This window comes from Neorhizobium sp. DAR64862/K0K3, assembly GCF_050500185.1.
GTDB classification, from domain to species: Bacteria; Pseudomonadota; Alphaproteobacteria; order Rhizobiales; family Rhizobiaceae; genus Neorhizobium; species Neorhizobium soli.
In genome coordinates, this window is the sequence record NZ_CP191449.1 from 989,765 (window position 1) to 1,004,564 (window position 14,800).

Consider the following 14,800-nt stretch of genomic DNA (forward strand, 5'->3'; position numbering starts at 1 on the left):
AATGGCGGTTGATGTGAGTTCAAGGGATATGGGCGCGATTCGCCGTCGCCGTTCGCTGATGCGCGATGTCGTGGGGTTCGGCGTGATCGTCCTTGCCGCGGCGATCGGCTATTTTGCCTTTCCGGACAATCTGGCGCTTCTGACGCGGATCATCGCGGTGGCGCTGCTCGTGCTTTCGCTTGATCTCGTCACCGGCTATTGCGGCGTGGCGACGCTTGGTCATGCGGCGCTGTTTGGCAGCGGCGCCTATGCGGCGGGTATTCTGTCTGCCCATTACGGCATCAACGATCCGCTGCTGATGACGCTTGCGGGTCTTGTCGGCGGAACGTTTGCCGGGCTTTTGTCGGGGCTTGTGATGCTGCGTGCGCATGGGCTGCCGCAGCTGGTTCTGTCGATCGCGCTCATTCATCTGTTTCACGAGCTTGCCAACAAGATGTCGTCCTTTACCGGCGGCAGCGACGGCCTTTCGGGGATCGCGCCGGATCCGATCTTCGGCCGTTTCGAATTCGATCTGTTCGGCAATACGGCCTATGTGTTCGCGGTCGTGATGCTGCTCGTCGTGTTCGTTCTCCTGCGCATTCTCGTGCGGTCGCCATTCGGCATGCTGTGTCGCGGGCTGAAGGAGGATCCGCTGCGGATCCGGGCGATGGGCGCCTCGCCGAAGCGCGCGATCGTCAAGATGTATGGAATTTCCGGGGCGGTCGCGGGGCTGGGCGGCGCGCTCAACGCCATCTCCACGCAGGTGGTCGGGCTCGATACGCTGTCGTTTACCCAGTCTGCGGAAGCGCTTGTGATGTTGGCACTCGGCGGCACGGGTTCGCTGTTCGGGGCCCTTGCCGGCACCGTCGCGTTCATGATGTTTCAGGACTATGTGTCGTCCGTCAATCCGTTCCACTGGCTGACCATGGTCGGCGCGCTTCTGATCGCCGTTGTGCTGTTTGCGCCGAAGGGCATCTATGGAACGGTGGCGGCGTTTCTTGAAAAACGGCGGGAGGGACGGCCATGACCGCAGTTGTCGGAAGTCCCGTGTTCGAAGTCGTCTCCCTCAAAAAGTCGTTTGGCGGGCTGGTGGTCACGAACGATGTTTCGCTGTCCATGGCGGCGGGCGATCGGGTGGCGTTGATCGGCCCGAACGGTGCCGGCAAGACGACCTTCGTCAATCTGGTGACGGGAACGCTGGCCCCCAGTTCTGGCGAGGTGCGGCTGGGTGGCGAGGTGATCACGGGGCTCGACGCGAGTGCTCGCGTCAAACGCGGGCTGGTGCGGTCCTTCCAGGTGACACGGCTGTTTCAGGATATGACGGCGGCCGAACATCTGGGCCTTGCGGTCCTGCAGCGGGAAGGACGGTCCGGCCGTATCTTCGGCAATTTCCTGACCATGGCTGACGTGATGCAGGAGGTGGAGCACCGGCTCGAGACGTTGCGGCTGACCGCGCTCATGCACCGCAAGGTTCGCGAGATCGCCTACGGTCAGCAGCGTCTTCTGGAAATCGCCATCGCGCTCGCCTTGAAGCCGAAAGTGCTTCTCCTCGACGAACCTGCGGCCGGCGTGCCGCAGAGCGATGTCGGGCTGATCGAGCAGGCTCTCAACGAGCTGCCGGCCGATCTGGCGGTGCTGATGATCGAGCATGACATGGACCTCGTTTTCCGGTTTGCCAAAAAGGTGGTGGTGCTTGCCGCCGGTGCTGTCATCTTCGACGGCGCGCCGGGCGACGCCACACGCGATCCCCGCGTCAGGGAAGCCTATCTGGGGAGCTATGCCGATGCCGGCCGCGTCGCTTGAGATCGAAAACCTGTCGGCGGGCTACGGCCCGACCAGGGTGCTGGAAGACATCACCGTCACGGTCCCGGCTGGACGGCGGCTGGCCGTTCTCGGCCGCAACGGCATGGGCAAGACGACGCTGCTTGCGAGCCTTGCCGGGCAGACCCGTCGTTACGGCGGACGGATTGCGCTTGACGGTGCCGATATCAGCACTGCCGCGGGCGCCGACCGTGCCCGCGCGGGCCTCGGCTATGTGCCGCAGGAACGCTGTGTATTCCCGAGCCTGACGGTGGAGGAAAACCTGTTCGTCGGCTTGAAGGCGCGCCCGAAGGATGCGATCGAGGAGGCCTATGCCATGTTTCCGCGGCTGAAGGAGCGGCGCAGCAATCTGGGCAACCAGCTTTCCGGCGGCGAGCAGCAGATGCTGACGACGGCCCGCACCATTCTCGGCCGTCCCTCCGTGTTGCTTCTCGACGAACCGCTGGAGGGACTCGCCCCCGTCATCTGCGAGGAACTGATGATTGCATTCGCGGCACTTGCGACCTCAGGCGACATGACCATCCTTCTGGTGGAGCAGCGGATCCAGAGCGCGCTCGATTTCGCGGAAGACGTCATCATTCTGGAGCGCGGGCGCATTGCCTGGAGCGGCACGCCGGATGCTCTGTCGAAGGATCAGCAGACCGTGGACCGTCTGCTCGGTGTCGGCGGTCTGCATTGATGGACAGCCCGGCGCGGCTCGCCAGTCTGGCGATGTATGTCGCGCCGCCACCGGTTGCTGAGGCGACCGATGCGCTGTGGGGGTTTATTGCGCGTCACCTGACCGATGCCGGCATGGCCGGGGTTCCTGGTTTGCTCGATCGTTCGATCTCCCATGACGACGCCTGGCTGCGGCCGGATCTGCTGTTGTCGCAGACCTGCGGCTACCCTTACGTCAGCAGTCTGCGCGGAAACCTTCGGCTGGTGGCGACGCCTTGCTATGCCTATTCCGGCTGCGACGGGCCGGACATGTGCAGCTTCGTGATCGTTCGGAAGGATGCGGGGATATCCTCGCTTGAAGATCTGCGCGGGCGGACGGCGGCGATCAACAGTCGCGACAGCAATTCGGGCGCCAATCTGTTTCGCGCCGCGATCGCGCCGATTGCGCGCGGACCACGCTTCTTCGGAAGGGTGATCGAAACCGGCGGGCATGCGGCCAGCATCGCGGCGGTTGCCGAGGGCAGGGCGGGTTGCGCTGCGATAGACTGCATCACGTACGGTCATATGGCGCGGTTCTCGCATGAAGATCTGGCTGATATCGTCGTGCTGGCAGAGACCCCGTCCGGCCCCGGCCTGCCGCTTATCACCCGGGCGTCTGCATCCGATGACGAGGTGGCGCTTTTGCGATGCGCGCTTGAGGCCGCCCTTGTCGATCCGTCGCTTGCGGATGCGCGTGACGTGCTGGCGCTGACCAGTTTCGCGGTTCTCGACGATTCCCGTTACGAGAGGCTGCTCGAGCTTGAGCGGCAGGCCGCAGCGCTTGGCTATCCTGCCGTCGCCTGACACATCGACGCCGCTGCCGGGACTTTGCCTTATCCCTTGAGACGCCTATCGTAGCGCCTTCGCCGACCCCGGCCTTTCAAGGGACGCTGCCCGTGACGATCCTTCTCGACAAGGCACTGACGTGGCGTGATGTGGCTCACGTTGCGGAAGGCGAGGATCTCGCGCTTTCGCAAGGGGCTTGGGACCGCGTCGCCTATGCCCGACGCATCGTCGAGGCGTTGGTGGAAAACGGCGCGAGGGCGTACGGCATCACGACGGGTGTCGGGGCGCTGTCCGATACGGTCGTCGATCGCGAGTCGCAGAGCCGGCTTTCGCGCAATATCGTCATGAGCCATGCCTGTGGTGTCGGGCCACTGCTTGGCCGCCGCGAGGTGCGGGCGGTGATCGCAGCGCAGATCGGCAATTTCGTGCATGGGTATTCGGGGGTACGCCCTGATATCGTTCGATACCTGTGCCGGTTTCTCGAGGCCGATTGCATTCCGGATATGCCGTCGAAAGGCTCGGCCGGCTACCTCATTCACAACGCCCATACGGCGCTGGTGCTGATCGGCGAGGGACATGCCTGCGTGGCGGGGGAGCGGATGACCGGCCGCGCGGCGCTTGCCGCAATCGGGCTCGAACCGTTGGTGCTCGGCGCCAAGGAAGGGCTCAGCCTCGTCAACGGCACCGCCTGCTCGACCGGTCTCGCCTGCGTGGCGCTCGCGCGTGCCGAACGGCTGCTCGATTGGGCCGATGCCATTGCCGCGGTGACGCTGGAGGCTGCCGGGTGCCAGATGTCGGCTTTCGACGAGGATGTGCTGGCGCTGAGGCCTTCGGCCGGCATCGCTATGGTCGGAGCGGCATTGCGGTCGCGTCTTCAGGGAAGCGGTATCATCGCGGCCGCGGTCGGGCGTCGAACACAGGATGCGCTCAGTCTTCGCGCGATACCGCATGCGCATGGTGCGGCCCGCGACGTGTTTGCCCATGCCTGCGGGACAGTCGATCAGGAGCTTGCCTCCGTCACCGACAACCCTGCAATTGCCGGAACACCGGATGCGCCGCTTGTCTGGTCCGAAGCGCATGCGGTGGCGCCGGCGCTTGGGCATGCCGCCGATGCGCTGGGAGCTGCGATTGCCCAGGTTGCGGCGATCAGCGAGCGTCGCATCGACCGGCTTGTCAATCCGCTGGTGAGCGGCCTGCCGCCGTTTCTCGCGACCGATGCGGGAAGCCATTCCGGCTTCATGATTGCACAGTATACCGCTGCCGCACTCGTCAACGAGAACAGGCGGCTGGCCGCGCCCGCGGCAACCGATGGCGGCCTGACATCGGGGCTTCAGGAGGATTTTCTGGCGCATCCGACCGCGGCAGCCAACAAGCTGCTCGCCATACTCGACAATGCCGAACAGGTGCTTGCGATCGAATTGATGGCGGGCGTCCAGGCCCAGGACATTCTCGCCGAAACCAATTCTCCCGCGATCGGCACCCTGGAGGTCCGCGATATGGTGCGACAGCATGTGGCCATCTACGCAGACGATCGCCCGCTGGGTCAGGATATGGAGGTGCTACGCAAACTGATCGCCGGCAATCCGCCGCCGCCTGCTTGACCTCCCTCGCGCATCTTATAGTATGAGTTAGGTCATCATGTATGATGACATTGTGATAGGAAGCTGTCCTGGGGAGGATCAATGCTGAAGAGACTTTTGCTGACCGGCGCCGCCGGCGGGCTTGCGCGCGGAATTCGTCCGCTGCTGAGCGAGCTTGCAGAACAAGTGGTGCTGTCGGATCTCACCGACATCGATGATCCCGGTGCGAACCAGAGTTTTGTGCGCTGCGATCTGTCCGATGCCGCAGCCGTTGCCAAACTGGTCGAAGGCGTGGACGGTATCATCCACCTCGGTGGTGTTTCGATCGAAAAGCCGTTCGACATGATCCTGCAGGCCAATATCGTTGGCCTCTACAATCTCTACGAGGCTGCCCGCCACAGCGGCAAGCCGCGCATCGTGTTCGCCAGTTCCAATCATGTCGTCGGCTATTACAGACGCGACGAATTCATCGACAACAGCGTCGCGCCGAAGCCGGACTCGCTTTACGGTGTTTCCAAAGTCTTCGGCGAGGCGGTTGCCAGCATGTACTGGCAGAAGTTCGCTCAGGAGACGCTGTCGATGCGGATCGGCTCCTGCTTCGACAAGCCGCTCACCCGGCGTATGCTGGCGACCTGGCTGAGCTACCAGGATTTCGTTTCGCTTTGCGGGCGGGCCTTCTCAGCTCCACGGCTTGGCCATACGGTGGTCTACGGCGCTTCTGCAAACGATGAGCAATGGTGGGACAACGGCAACGCGTCCTTCCTTGGCTGGAGGCCGCAGGACACATCCGCCAAATGGCGCGTGGAAGTGGAGGCGGCGGCCGTTGACGATCCGGCCGATCCCGCGGTCATTTATCAAGGCGGTGCATTCACCACGGCCGGGCATCCGGACGATATCTGAGATAGGAATTTTGCAATGACGATCTACCAGAACCTGATTGCCGGCGAATGGGTCGGCTCGGATGCGTCCGAGAACATCAGCCCGTCCGACACGAAAGATGTCGTCGGTCTCTATGCCCGCGGTAGCGCCGAGGATACCAAGACTGCGATTGCGGCGGCGAAGGCCGCGTTTCCCGCATGGTCGCGTTCCGGCATCCTGGAGCGGCACGCGATCCTGAAGAAGACCGCGGACGAGATCCTGGCCCGAAAGGAAGAGCTCGGCAAACTGCTGGCGCGCGAAGAAGGAAAGATCCTTCCCGAGGCGATCGGTGAGGTGACGCGCGCGGCGCAGATCTTCGATTTCTTCGCGGGCGAAGCGCTGCGCCTGACCGGCGAGGTCGTGCCGTCGGCACGGCCGGGCATCACCGTCGAGATCACCCGCGAGCCGCTCGGCGTCATCGGCATCATCACGCCCTGGAATTTCCCGATCGCCATTCCGGCCTGGAAGATCGCACCGGCGCTTTGCTACGGCAACACGGTCGTGTTCAAGCCGGCCGAGCTCGTGCCGGGCTGCGCCTGGGCGATCGTCGATATTCTCCACCGCGCAGGCCTGCCGAAGGGCGTGCTCAACCTGGTGATGGGAAGCGGTTCCGTGGTCGGTCAGGCGATGCTCGACAGCCGGGATCTGGGCGGCATCACGTTCACAGGCTCGACCGGCACCGGCAAGCGGGTGGCGCTTGCCTCGATCGAGCATAACCGCAAGTTCCAGCTGGAGATGGGCGGCAAGAACCCGATGGTGGTGCTTGACGATGCAGACCTTAACGTCGCCGTGGAAGCCGCGGCCAACTCAGGCTTCTTCTCGACCGGCCAGCGCTGCACGGCCTCGTCGCGGCTGATCGTGACGGAAGGCATTCACGACAAGTTCGTGGCGGCCATGACCGAGAAGCTGAAGTCACTGACCGTTGACAATGCGCTGAAGGCCGGCACGCATATCGGTCCCGTCGTCGACGAACGGCAGCTCAAGCAGGATACCGACTATATCGAGATCGGCAAAAGCGAAGGCGCCAAGCTTGCCTTTGGCGGCGAGGTCGTGTCGCGCGATACGCCCGGCTTCTATCTGCAGCCGACGCTGTTTACCGAAGCGACCAACCAGATGCGCATCAGCCAGGAAGAGATTTTCGGACCGGTCGTCTCGGTCATCCGCGTCAAGGACTATGACGAGGCGCTTGCCGTTGCCAACGATACGCCATTCGGCCTTTCCGCCGGCATCGCGACGACCAGCCTGAAGCATGCGACGCATTTCAAGCGCAACTCCGAAGCCGGGATGGTGATGGTCAACCTGCCGACGGCGGGCGTCGATTTCCACGTTCCGTTCGGCGGCCGCAAGGCGTCGTCCTTCGGTTCACGCGAACAGGGCAAATATGCAGCGGAATTCTTCACCGTAGTGAAGACAGCCTATACGCTGCCGTAACCGAATTTGGCCCCGGCGTAGCAGATGTTGCGCCGGGTGCAATCACCGTGATCCTCTGCAACGGGCAACCGGAATTGGCGGGGATTGATGCAAGCGCTTAAACTTGATAATCACAAACAAGTTTAATGTGCCACGGTGAATCGATGACGTTCCAGCCCCGAATGCGAAACCAGATCGAGGGTTTTTCGGTCATCGGCGGCATGCGTCGGCGGCACTGGAATGGTATCACCGCAGATCTGTGGGATGTGGAATGCGGCCCGCATGCGGGCGGTTATTACGTGGCGCAGGATCCGCGGCTTTTCATTCTGTTGGAGCATCGCGGCGGCGGGCGGCCGCTGGTGAAGTGCAGTCCACGAGCGGGCGGTTCGCCGCAGGACAGTTGCGAAAGCCCGATTTCCTATATCCCGGCCGAGATGGATCTGTGGGTGGATATCGAAGACGTCCAGTATGTGCGGCACCTCGACATTCATTTCGATGCGGATGGTTTGCGGCGCCGGCTGATGGACGAGCTCGATCCGCGGCGTCTGACCGAGCCGCATCTCCTGTTTGCCGATCAGCGCGTGATGTCGCTGGCGCAGCTGATTGCGACGGAAGTCGCCAGTCCGGACCCGCTCCATGATCTCTACGGCGATGGCCTGACGGTCGCGCTGCTCGTCGATGTGCTGAAGATCGTCAAGCTGTCGGACGCTCGCAAGCGCAGCACGCTTGCGCCGTGGCAGTTGCGGCGCGCCGTGGAATTCATCGAGGCCAATTGCCTTCGCAGCATTCGACTGCAGGAGATCGCGACCCTGACGGGGTTGTCGCAATCGCATTTCAGCCACTCGTTCAAGGCGTCGACCGGGTTTGCACCGCACGAGTGGCAGATGAATGCCCGGCTCGACCGTGCCAAGCAGATGCTGATTTCCGGCGCCCGGCCGCTGACCGAAATCGCGGTCGAGAGCGGCTTTGCCGATCACGCCCATTTCAGCCGCGTGTTCCGCAAGCATGTCGGCACCACGCCGTCGAAATGGAAAAAGTCACACTCGGTTTGAATCGGCTGCGATGGGGTTCAGTCCAGCAACTTTGCCCAAGATCGTTCAAATATCGCGGATGCGGGCAAGCGACGGCGTTTAATTTGAGTTAAACACTCATCTATTGTGCCAGTAGTATGGCGGCGTGAGTGGGGCGAAGATGAGTGGAATTGTGGGGAAGAACACGGTGAAGGCGGCGCTCGGGGCAGGGGTCGCCCTGATGGCGCTCAGCGCATCGTTTAGCGCGCGGGCGCAGGTGCAGAGCGAGGGGACGACGCTTGCACCGATCGTGATTGAAGGGCAGGGATCCGATAGCGGCACCGGCGCTGTTGACGGCTACGTCGCCAAGCAGACGACCACGGGGTCAAAGACCGATACGCCGATCAATGAAATTCCGCAGTCCGTATCCGTCGTCGGACGGCAGGAGCTGGAGGATCGCGGCGTCGTCGACAAGGTCGATCAGGCGCTTCTCTATACGCCCGGCGTCTTTGCGCAGCCTTACGGTTCGGATCCCGATACCGACTGGATTTATGTGCGCGGCTTCAACGCGTCGCAGACCGGTCTCTTCTACGACAATCTGGCTCTGACCAGCCACGCCTTCGGCAATTTCCAGATCGATCCGTTCCTGCTGGAGCGCGTGGAAGTTCTTAAAGGCCCGGCATCGGTTCTGCTCGGGGGCGCCAATGCCGGCGGTGTCGTGAACCTGGTGCGCAAGCGTCCGACGGACGAGCCCTATTTTTACACCGAGCTCGGAGTGGACAGCAACGGCAGCGGTTATGCCGGCTTCGACTTCTCGGACAAGGCGCTCGGCAGCGATGTCGTCAGCTACCGCTTCACGGGCAAGCTTTCCGGCGGCCAGGGCTATTCGGATGAGCAGGATGACATCCGCGGCGTGTTCATGCCGCAGATCACATTCCAGCCGACCGACACGACCAGCCTCAATGTCTGGGGCTCCGTCAGCAAGCTCGATCAGACCCATACGTCCAACGGTCTGCTGCCCTATACGGGCACCGTGGAAAGCAATCCCGTGTTCGGCAAACTTGACCGTGACGTGTTTGTCGGCGATCCGGATTTCGATATCGGTCGCTCGACCCAGGCAATGGTCGGCTACGAGTTCGAGCATGAATTCGATAGCGGCTGGAAGTTCACGCAGAACCTGCGCTACGCGCATCTCGACAAGCGGGAACGCCAGATCTACGCGTTCGACTTCCTGTCGCAGACCGATGGCCTGGTGCTGACCTACGCGGACGACGTGCGCTCTTCGGCCGACTCGTTCAATGTCGACAACCGGCTGGAGAACGAGTTCGAGCTTGGCGGCGCGAGCCACAAGGTCATGGTCGGCGTGGATTACCGCTATTATCGTCTCGACAACGATCAGCTCGCGACACCGTTCGGGTCCTATCCGCCGCAATACGATCCGCTCAACCCGAGCAATGACCTGCCAACACCAACACTCGTGCCGTCGACGCATCAGATCTACACGATCAATCAGGTCGGTGCTTATGTGCAGGACCAGATCAAGTTTGGCGGAGGCTGGGTCGCCACCCTCAACGGTCGCTTCGATTATCTCGAAAGTGACGTTGACGACCGCCTCGGCACCGGTGATGCCAAGCTGAACGATACCGCCTGGAGCGGCCGTGCAGGCATCGCCTACGAATTCGCAAACGGTGTCACGCCCTATGCCAGCGTCGCCACCTTCTTCAGCCCGCTTGTCGGCACCGGTGCGGATGGCGCGCTGAAGCCCGAAGAAGGCGAGCAGTACGAGGCCGGCGTCAAGTACGAGCCGACCTGGCTCGACGGAAGTCTGACGGCGTCGGTGTTCCAGATCGACAAGCAGAACTATACGGTCAGTATCCCGGCCATCGGTGACCGTCAGCTTGGCGAAGTCCGCTCACGCGGTGTTGAACTCGAAGGCAAGTTCAATCTGGATCGCAACTGGAAGCTGATCGCTGCCGCCTCCTATACGGATCTCGAGTTCACCGAAAACCCTGGCGATTCCTCGCTGGAGGGCAATACGCCGGCCGTGGTGCCGAACGCGCAGGCATCGCTCTGGCTGGACTACACGGTCACGGACGGACCGCTCGCTGGCCTTGGTCTCGGGGCCGGTGTGCGCTACCGCGGCAAGTCTTGGGCTGACGACGCCAATACGCTTCGCGTGGAGGATGCGACCGTGTTCGATGCGGGTATCCGCTATGAAAAGAACGACTGGAAAGCTGCTCTCAACGTGACCAACCTGTTCGACAAGGAATACGTCGCAGGCTGCAACACGATGTATTTCTGCGGCTACGGCGAAGCCCGTACGCTGACCTTGAAAGTCAGTAAGGTTTGGTAACTTGACAAACTGAGTAAACTTTAGCAGGAAGGCCCTACGGGGCCTTTCACACTGACCGGCTCATGAGACTGTTGACGAACGGGTGAGCGCAGAGGAGCGCGACGGGAATGTTGATGGACAGGTTTACGCTTTCCGGCCAGGCAATTCCGGTCGACCCGGAGCGCATGCTGTGCGAAATCTGCGAACATTTCGTCGAGCATAGCGAGGTCAAGCGCGACGGCGACCACGTCAATCTCGCAAGCGAGGTTGGCGAAGCCAATATCCGCAAGCAGGGCGGCTGCCTTTCGATCGATATTTCCTGCCCGTCGGCGCAGCTGCTGCAACTGGTGCGCAGCTCGATTGCCGAGCATCTTTTCATGTTTGCCGGCGAAGAGCCGCTGGAACTGAACTGGCATGACGAAGCGGTCCTGACGCCAATCCCGGGCCTTACCGAAATTCGCGTCGTTGCCGCGCGGCATGTAACGCCGCATATGCGCCGCCTGACGCTTGCCTGCGACGACGTTGCCCGGTTCGTCGGCGCCGACTACCACATTCGCCTGCTGATCCCGAAGAAGGGCCGCAAGCCCGTCTGGCCGGTTACCCGTGCGGATGGTCGCCTCGGCTGGCTGAACGGCGAAGACGAAATGGTGATCCGCATCTACACGATCCGCAGCGTCGATGTGGTCCGCGGCGAGATGGATATCGACTTCGTTCTACACGAAAGCGACGGCCGGCCGATGCCGGGTGCCGAATTCGGCCGCCATGCCGAACCGGGCGCTGTCGCAGGTCTGCTCGGACCGGGCGGCGGCGGTTTGCCGGATGCCCGGCGCATGATCCTTGCCGGCGACGATACGGCCTTGCCTGCGATTTCGCGCATCCTCGCCGAAGCGCCTGCCGATGCGCGGCTGCAGGTGTTCATCGAAGTCGACGACCTTGCCGATCAGTTGCCGCTCTGCTCCAGGGCGTCGGTCGAGATTACCTGGCTGCATCGCAAGGGGATTGCGCCTGGCAAAGCCGGGATCCTCGGTCCCGTCGTTCTTCCTGTCATCGAGCAGGCGGGGCCTGACAGCTATATCTGGATCGGCTGCGAGAAGTCCGAAGCTCGGCCGATCCGCAACCATCTGAAGTCCCGCGGCCACGACAAGAAGCGCATGTGCGTGATCGGATACTGGGGCGAGAACAAGCACTGACTGAGATTGCATTGGGGCAAATGCCCTAATCGTCAGGCGTGAGCGGCAACATGGTTGACGCCGGCATGGCGAAGCAGGTAGGACGCCATCGTTCCCTTCTTGGGAACAGTGCGGAGAGGTGGCCGAGTGGTCGAAGGCGCTCCCCTGCTAAGGGAGTATACCCGGAAGGGTATCGTGGGTTCGAATCCCATCTTCTCCGCCACTATTTTCCCAGATCGTTTCGTCTCGACATCTTTTCTGGGAACTTTTGTACCTTCAGAAAGATAAGTCAGGAACCACCTCGCGACGTACCCGTTGATAGTCATTCACCTATCAAGAAGGATACCCCATGGCTCGCGATATTTCCTCCGACATCGATCGTCTGTCCGATCAGCTCGCCGACCTGCGTTCGGCTCTCATGAAACAGGCCAGCTCTTCGGCAAGCGAGGCATCCAGCTATCTCGCGCCGCGTGCCCGCCAGGTGGCGCGGCAATTGCAGCACGGCAGCCATGACATTTCGGAGGTCGTACGCCGCAACCCGGGTACCGCAACCGGTGCACTCGTCGGCGCGCTTGCGATCGGAGCCGCAATCGGCTTCCTTCTGTACAGTGCCGCTGAGCGCGACTAATTAGACCTGAGACAGGCGCGTGGATTTCTTCCATGCGCCTGTTTGCACATTGTGGACCGTAGGGCTCAGGCCGACGGCTGCTTCGTCTTGCGCAGATACGGAAGAACCGTGTCGAACGATCCAAAACGCGCAAGCGCATCCTCATTCGAAACCCCTGCCGTAATGATCACATCGTCGCCCTGCTGCCAGTTGGCGGGCGTTGCGACCTGATGCTTTGACGTCAGCTGGATCGAATCGATCGCCCTCAAGATTTCATTGAAATTGCGACCTGTTGTCATCGGGTAAGTGAGGATCAGTTTGATCTTCTTGTCTGGACCGATGACGTAGACAGAACGTACTGTCGCATTGTCTGCAGGTGTGCGGCCCTCAGACGATGACCCGGCGCTTGCCGGCAGCATGTCATAAAGTTTCGCGACGTTGAGATCCTTGTCGCCGATCAACGGATAATCGACATCGTAGCCGGTTGCCGTGCGAATATCGTCCTTCCACTTGCCGTGGCTTTCGACAGGATCGACCGAGATGCCGACGATCTTGACGCCGCGCTTGGTGAATTCGCCTTCGAGCCCCGCCATCGTGCCGAGTTCGGTGGTGCAGACGGGCGTGAAGTTCTTGGGGTGGGAAAACAGAACCGCCCAGCCATCGCCGATCCAGTTGTGGAATTCAATCGTGCCTTGGGTTGTTTCGGCAGTAAAGTCCGGGGCGATGTCGTTGATACGCAGGCTCATGGTGAAGTCCTCCAGTGCTTTTCGCATTGTGATCGGTGACGGCGACATACCCGGTCGGGTGCCGCCTTTGGGCCACCTTAGATATTAGCGGTCGGCCCACTGAATACCACCACGTTTGTTCCAAATTGCGAGCGAGATGGGGCGAAAAGTTGCGCATCGAGTAACGATATCGAAGTCGCATTGCGCGGTCTGAGTTCGTCGCCGATGACCGGCATCTGAATGCAAATCAGCCTCGCGTTCCTTTCGGAAGGCGAGGCTGACGGGAAATCCTTCGACCGCGATTAGCGGATGATCTGGACGACCTTGCGGGTCTGCGGATCGACGATCACGCGTTCCTCGTTTACGACCGTGTAGGAATATTCCGGCGCTTCCGGGATCTGCGAGAGAACGACGGTTTCAGGAACCGCCTGGCCGACCACGATGCGCTCCTTGACGACGACGCGTTCGGTTGGCATCGGCTGCTGCTCGACATAGGTGACGACGCGCTGCGGCGGCGGATCGATTGCGCTGCCGACGATCGCGCCAGCGACGCCACCAACGGCTGCGCCGACAGGTCCGCCGACGATTGCGCCGGTGACCGCGCCGCCTGCTGCACCATTAACCGTGCCCTGCTGCGCCATAGCGACCGGCGCAATGCCGATGCTAAGAAGGGTAGAAAGAACGAGGATCTTCGTTTTCATAACGTTTACCTTTCGATGCCTGCGACGGGACCTGCCCGGCAGTTTTATGTTCCGCCAGATGCAACGGTCGTTTTCGACCCCGTTCTGGATGAGTATAGCGATGTCCTGATACCCAAAAGGATAATGTGTTCAGCGCCTTGATACGACCTGACAATGGCCGAGCGGATGGTTCGTTCCAGCCATTGGGCTTCAGTCCTGTGCGGTATGGGACCAAAGGCTGAGACATGGCGGATCTTGCCGAAGAGACGGAAAAGACGGAACAATTCCGGCGGCCGGTGGATTTCAAATACTCAGTGCACCTGCGCAGGCGGGATGCTGACACCTCATGTGGCAAGAGGCCGCTACGACGGGCAATGCGCCGGTTGTCACGGCATATTTGAAGAGCCAACAGATGATCACACGCCGAGACATACTCACCGCCGTCACCACCGCAGCATTCGTCACGGTGTTTCTGCCTGTGCAGCTTCGTTTCGATGTGGCGTCGGATGGAATGCTGATCAGCATCGCCCAGGCACAGGCGCAAGGCAATGGCGGTGCAGGGTCTGGGGGCGGAGCCGGCGGTAATGGTGGCAAGGGAGGCTCGGGTCAGGGTGGCTCTGGCTCGGGTGGCTCTGGTCCCGGTGGTTCAGGTCAAGGCGGGTCAGGGCAGGCCGGCGGCTCAGCGGGTGACGGCGCGGATGGCGGATCGAAGGGTGACGGGGGCAAGGGCGGCTCTGGTAGCGGTGCGCCGGGAGAGGGCAATCGCGGGGACGCGCAAAATGCCGGAACGTCGGGGACACCCTCGGATGCTCCGGCGAATGGAGCCGTGACTGATGGACCGCAGAACACCGGCACCCAAAAGGACAATGCGATCGGGACGACACCCGAGACACCGGACGTCTCGGCCGAAGGAAGGAAGAAGACCTCTAAGAATTCGCGCTCGCTGTCTGTTCGTCATGCGAACGGAACCACAGAGCGGATCTCGGGTGATCGGTACGAGATGCGGGATTCACGGCAAAGACCGATCGTGAACCGCGAGGCCACACGATCGGACCGAAAGAGGCTTGAGACGCTAAGCCGCTAACGG

Annotated in this window: 14 protein-coding genes and 1 tRNA gene; 13 read left to right on the top strand and 2 right to left on the bottom strand. The window is 61.8% G+C overall.

Annotation, left to right across the window (positions count from 1 at the left end):
* Position 1 precedes the first annotated feature (1 nt).
* The 12 genes from ACQY1L_RS04915 to ACQY1L_RS04970 all read left to right on the top strand — a co-directional run bounded on the left by ACQY1L_RS04915 (position 2) and on the right by ACQY1L_RS04970 (position 12,329).
* Positions 2–1,006: a branched-chain amino acid ABC transporter permease gene (locus ACQY1L_RS04915; RefSeq protein WP_430243088.1), complete on the top strand. Its 1,005-nt coding sequence runs from the start codon at positions 2–4 to the stop codon at positions 1,004–1,006.
* Positions 1,003–1,782, top strand: a complete 780-nt coding sequence (locus ACQY1L_RS04920) for an ABC transporter ATP-binding protein (protein ID WP_430243089.1) — start codon at positions 1,003–1,005, stop codon at positions 1,780–1,782. The genes ACQY1L_RS04915 and ACQY1L_RS04920 overlap by 4 nt, the downstream gene beginning before the upstream one ends.
* On the top strand, positions 1,763–2,479 hold the full coding sequence (locus ACQY1L_RS04925; protein ID WP_430243090.1) for an ABC transporter ATP-binding protein: 717 nt from the start codon (positions 1,763–1,765) through the stop codon (positions 2,477–2,479). The genes ACQY1L_RS04920 and ACQY1L_RS04925 overlap by 20 nt, the downstream gene beginning before the upstream one ends.
* Positions 2,479–3,300, top strand: a complete 822-nt coding sequence (locus ACQY1L_RS04930) for a phosphate/phosphite/phosphonate ABC transporter substrate-binding protein (RefSeq protein ID WP_430243829.1) — start codon at positions 2,479–2,481, stop codon at positions 3,298–3,300. The genes ACQY1L_RS04925 and ACQY1L_RS04930 overlap by 1 nt, the downstream gene beginning before the upstream one ends.
* A 92-nt stretch (positions 3,301–3,392) precedes the next feature.
* Positions 3,393–4,883 carry an HAL/PAL/TAL family ammonia-lyase gene (locus ACQY1L_RS04935; RefSeq protein WP_430243092.1) on the top strand — a complete coding sequence of 497 codons (1,491 nt, stop codon included), beginning with the start codon at positions 3,393–3,395 and terminating at the stop codon, positions 4,881–4,883.
* Between the two features lie 81 nt (positions 4,884–4,964).
* Positions 4,965–5,762, top strand: a complete 798-nt coding sequence (locus ACQY1L_RS04940) for an NAD-dependent epimerase/dehydratase family protein (protein ID WP_062581208.1) — start codon at positions 4,965–4,967, stop codon at positions 5,760–5,762.
* 15 nt (positions 5,763–5,777) lie between these two features.
* Positions 5,778–7,211, top strand: coding sequence for an aldehyde dehydrogenase family protein (locus ACQY1L_RS04945; protein WP_430243095.1), 1,434 nt, complete (start codon positions 5,778–5,780; stop codon positions 7,209–7,211).
* Positions 7,212–7,354: 143 nt separating this feature from the next.
* Positions 7,355–8,242: a helix-turn-helix domain-containing protein gene (locus ACQY1L_RS04950; protein WP_430243097.1), complete on the top strand. Its 888-nt coding sequence runs from the start codon at positions 7,355–7,357 to the stop codon at positions 8,240–8,242.
* 139 nt (positions 8,243–8,381) lie between these two features.
* Positions 8,382–10,553: a TonB-dependent siderophore receptor gene (locus tag ACQY1L_RS04955; RefSeq protein ID WP_430243099.1), complete on the top strand. Its 2,172-nt coding sequence runs from the start codon at positions 8,382–8,384 to the stop codon at positions 10,551–10,553.
* Between the two features lie 113 nt (positions 10,554–10,666).
* Positions 10,667–11,722, top strand: coding sequence for a DUF2218 domain-containing protein (locus ACQY1L_RS04960; protein ID WP_430243101.1), 1,056 nt, complete (start codon positions 10,667–10,669; stop codon positions 11,720–11,722).
* A 112-nt stretch (positions 11,723–11,834) separates the two neighbouring features.
* A tRNA-Ser gene (locus ACQY1L_RS04965) sits at positions 11,835–11,924 on the top strand.
* Positions 11,925–12,050: 126 nt separating this feature from the next.
* Entirely contained in the window at positions 12,051–12,329 is a 279-nt protein-coding gene (locus tag ACQY1L_RS04970) for a hypothetical protein (protein WP_062581198.1), read from the top strand.
* 65 nt (positions 12,330–12,394) lie between these two features.
* Here the strand turns inward: ACQY1L_RS04970 and ACQY1L_RS04975 are convergent, their stop codons facing one another.
* A complete protein-coding gene (locus tag ACQY1L_RS04975) occupies positions 12,395–13,054 on the bottom strand; it encodes a peroxiredoxin (protein ID WP_092660551.1) in 660 nt (219 codons plus the stop codon).
* Positions 13,055–13,335: 281 nt separating this feature from the next.
* The gene (locus ACQY1L_RS04980; protein ID WP_062455989.1) at positions 13,336–13,734 is read right to left on the bottom strand and encodes a DUF1236 domain-containing protein; all 399 of its coding nucleotides are present in this window, start codon (positions 13,732–13,734) and stop codon (positions 13,336–13,338) included.
* A gap of 391 nt (positions 13,735–14,125) precedes the next feature.
* Here ACQY1L_RS04980 and ACQY1L_RS04985 point away from each other — a divergent pair, with 391 nt between their 5' ends.
* Positions 14,126–14,797: a hypothetical protein gene (locus ACQY1L_RS04985; protein WP_430243104.1), complete on the top strand. Its 672-nt coding sequence runs from the start codon at positions 14,126–14,128 to the stop codon at positions 14,795–14,797.
* The last annotated feature ends 3 nt before the right edge of the window (positions 14,798–14,800 follow it).

Coding starts and splice junctions, on each gene's coding strand:
- ACQY1L_RS04915 (WP_430243088.1), top strand. CDS start 2: ATGGCGGTTGATGTGAGTTCAAGGGATATGGGCGCGATTCGCCGTCGC.
- ACQY1L_RS04920 (WP_430243089.1), top strand. CDS start 1,003: ATGACCGCAGTTGTCGGAAGTCCCGTGTTCGAAGTCGTCTCCCTCAAA.
- ACQY1L_RS04925 (WP_430243090.1), top strand. CDS start 1,763: ATGCCGGCCGCGTCGCTTGAGATCGAAAACCTGTCGGCGGGCTACGGC.
- ACQY1L_RS04930 (WP_430243829.1), top strand. CDS start 2,479: ATGGACAGCCCGGCGCGGCTCGCCAGTCTGGCGATGTATGTCGCGCCG.
- ACQY1L_RS04940 (WP_062581208.1), top strand. CDS start 4,965: ATGCTGAAGAGACTTTTGCTGACCGGCGCCGCCGGCGGGCTTGCGCGC.
- ACQY1L_RS04945 (WP_430243095.1), top strand. CDS start 5,778: ATGACGATCTACCAGAACCTGATTGCCGGCGAATGGGTCGGCTCGGAT.
- ACQY1L_RS04950 (WP_430243097.1), top strand. CDS start 7,355: ATGACGTTCCAGCCCCGAATGCGAAACCAGATCGAGGGTTTTTCGGTC.
- ACQY1L_RS04955 (WP_430243099.1), top strand. CDS start 8,382: ATGAGTGGAATTGTGGGGAAGAACACGGTGAAGGCGGCGCTCGGGGCA.
- ACQY1L_RS04960 (WP_430243101.1), top strand. CDS start 10,667: ATGGACAGGTTTACGCTTTCCGGCCAGGCAATTCCGGTCGACCCGGAG.
- ACQY1L_RS04970 (WP_062581198.1), top strand. CDS start 12,051: ATGGCTCGCGATATTTCCTCCGACATCGATCGTCTGTCCGATCAGCTC.
- ACQY1L_RS04975 (WP_092660551.1), bottom strand. CDS start 13,054: ATGAGCCTGCGTATCAACGACATCGCCCCGGACTTTACTGCCGAAACA.
- ACQY1L_RS04980 (WP_062455989.1), bottom strand. CDS start 13,734: ATGAAAACGAAGATCCTCGTTCTTTCTACCCTTCTTAGCATCGGCATT.
- ACQY1L_RS04985 (WP_430243104.1), top strand. CDS start 14,126: ATGATCACACGCCGAGACATACTCACCGCCGTCACCACCGCAGCATTC.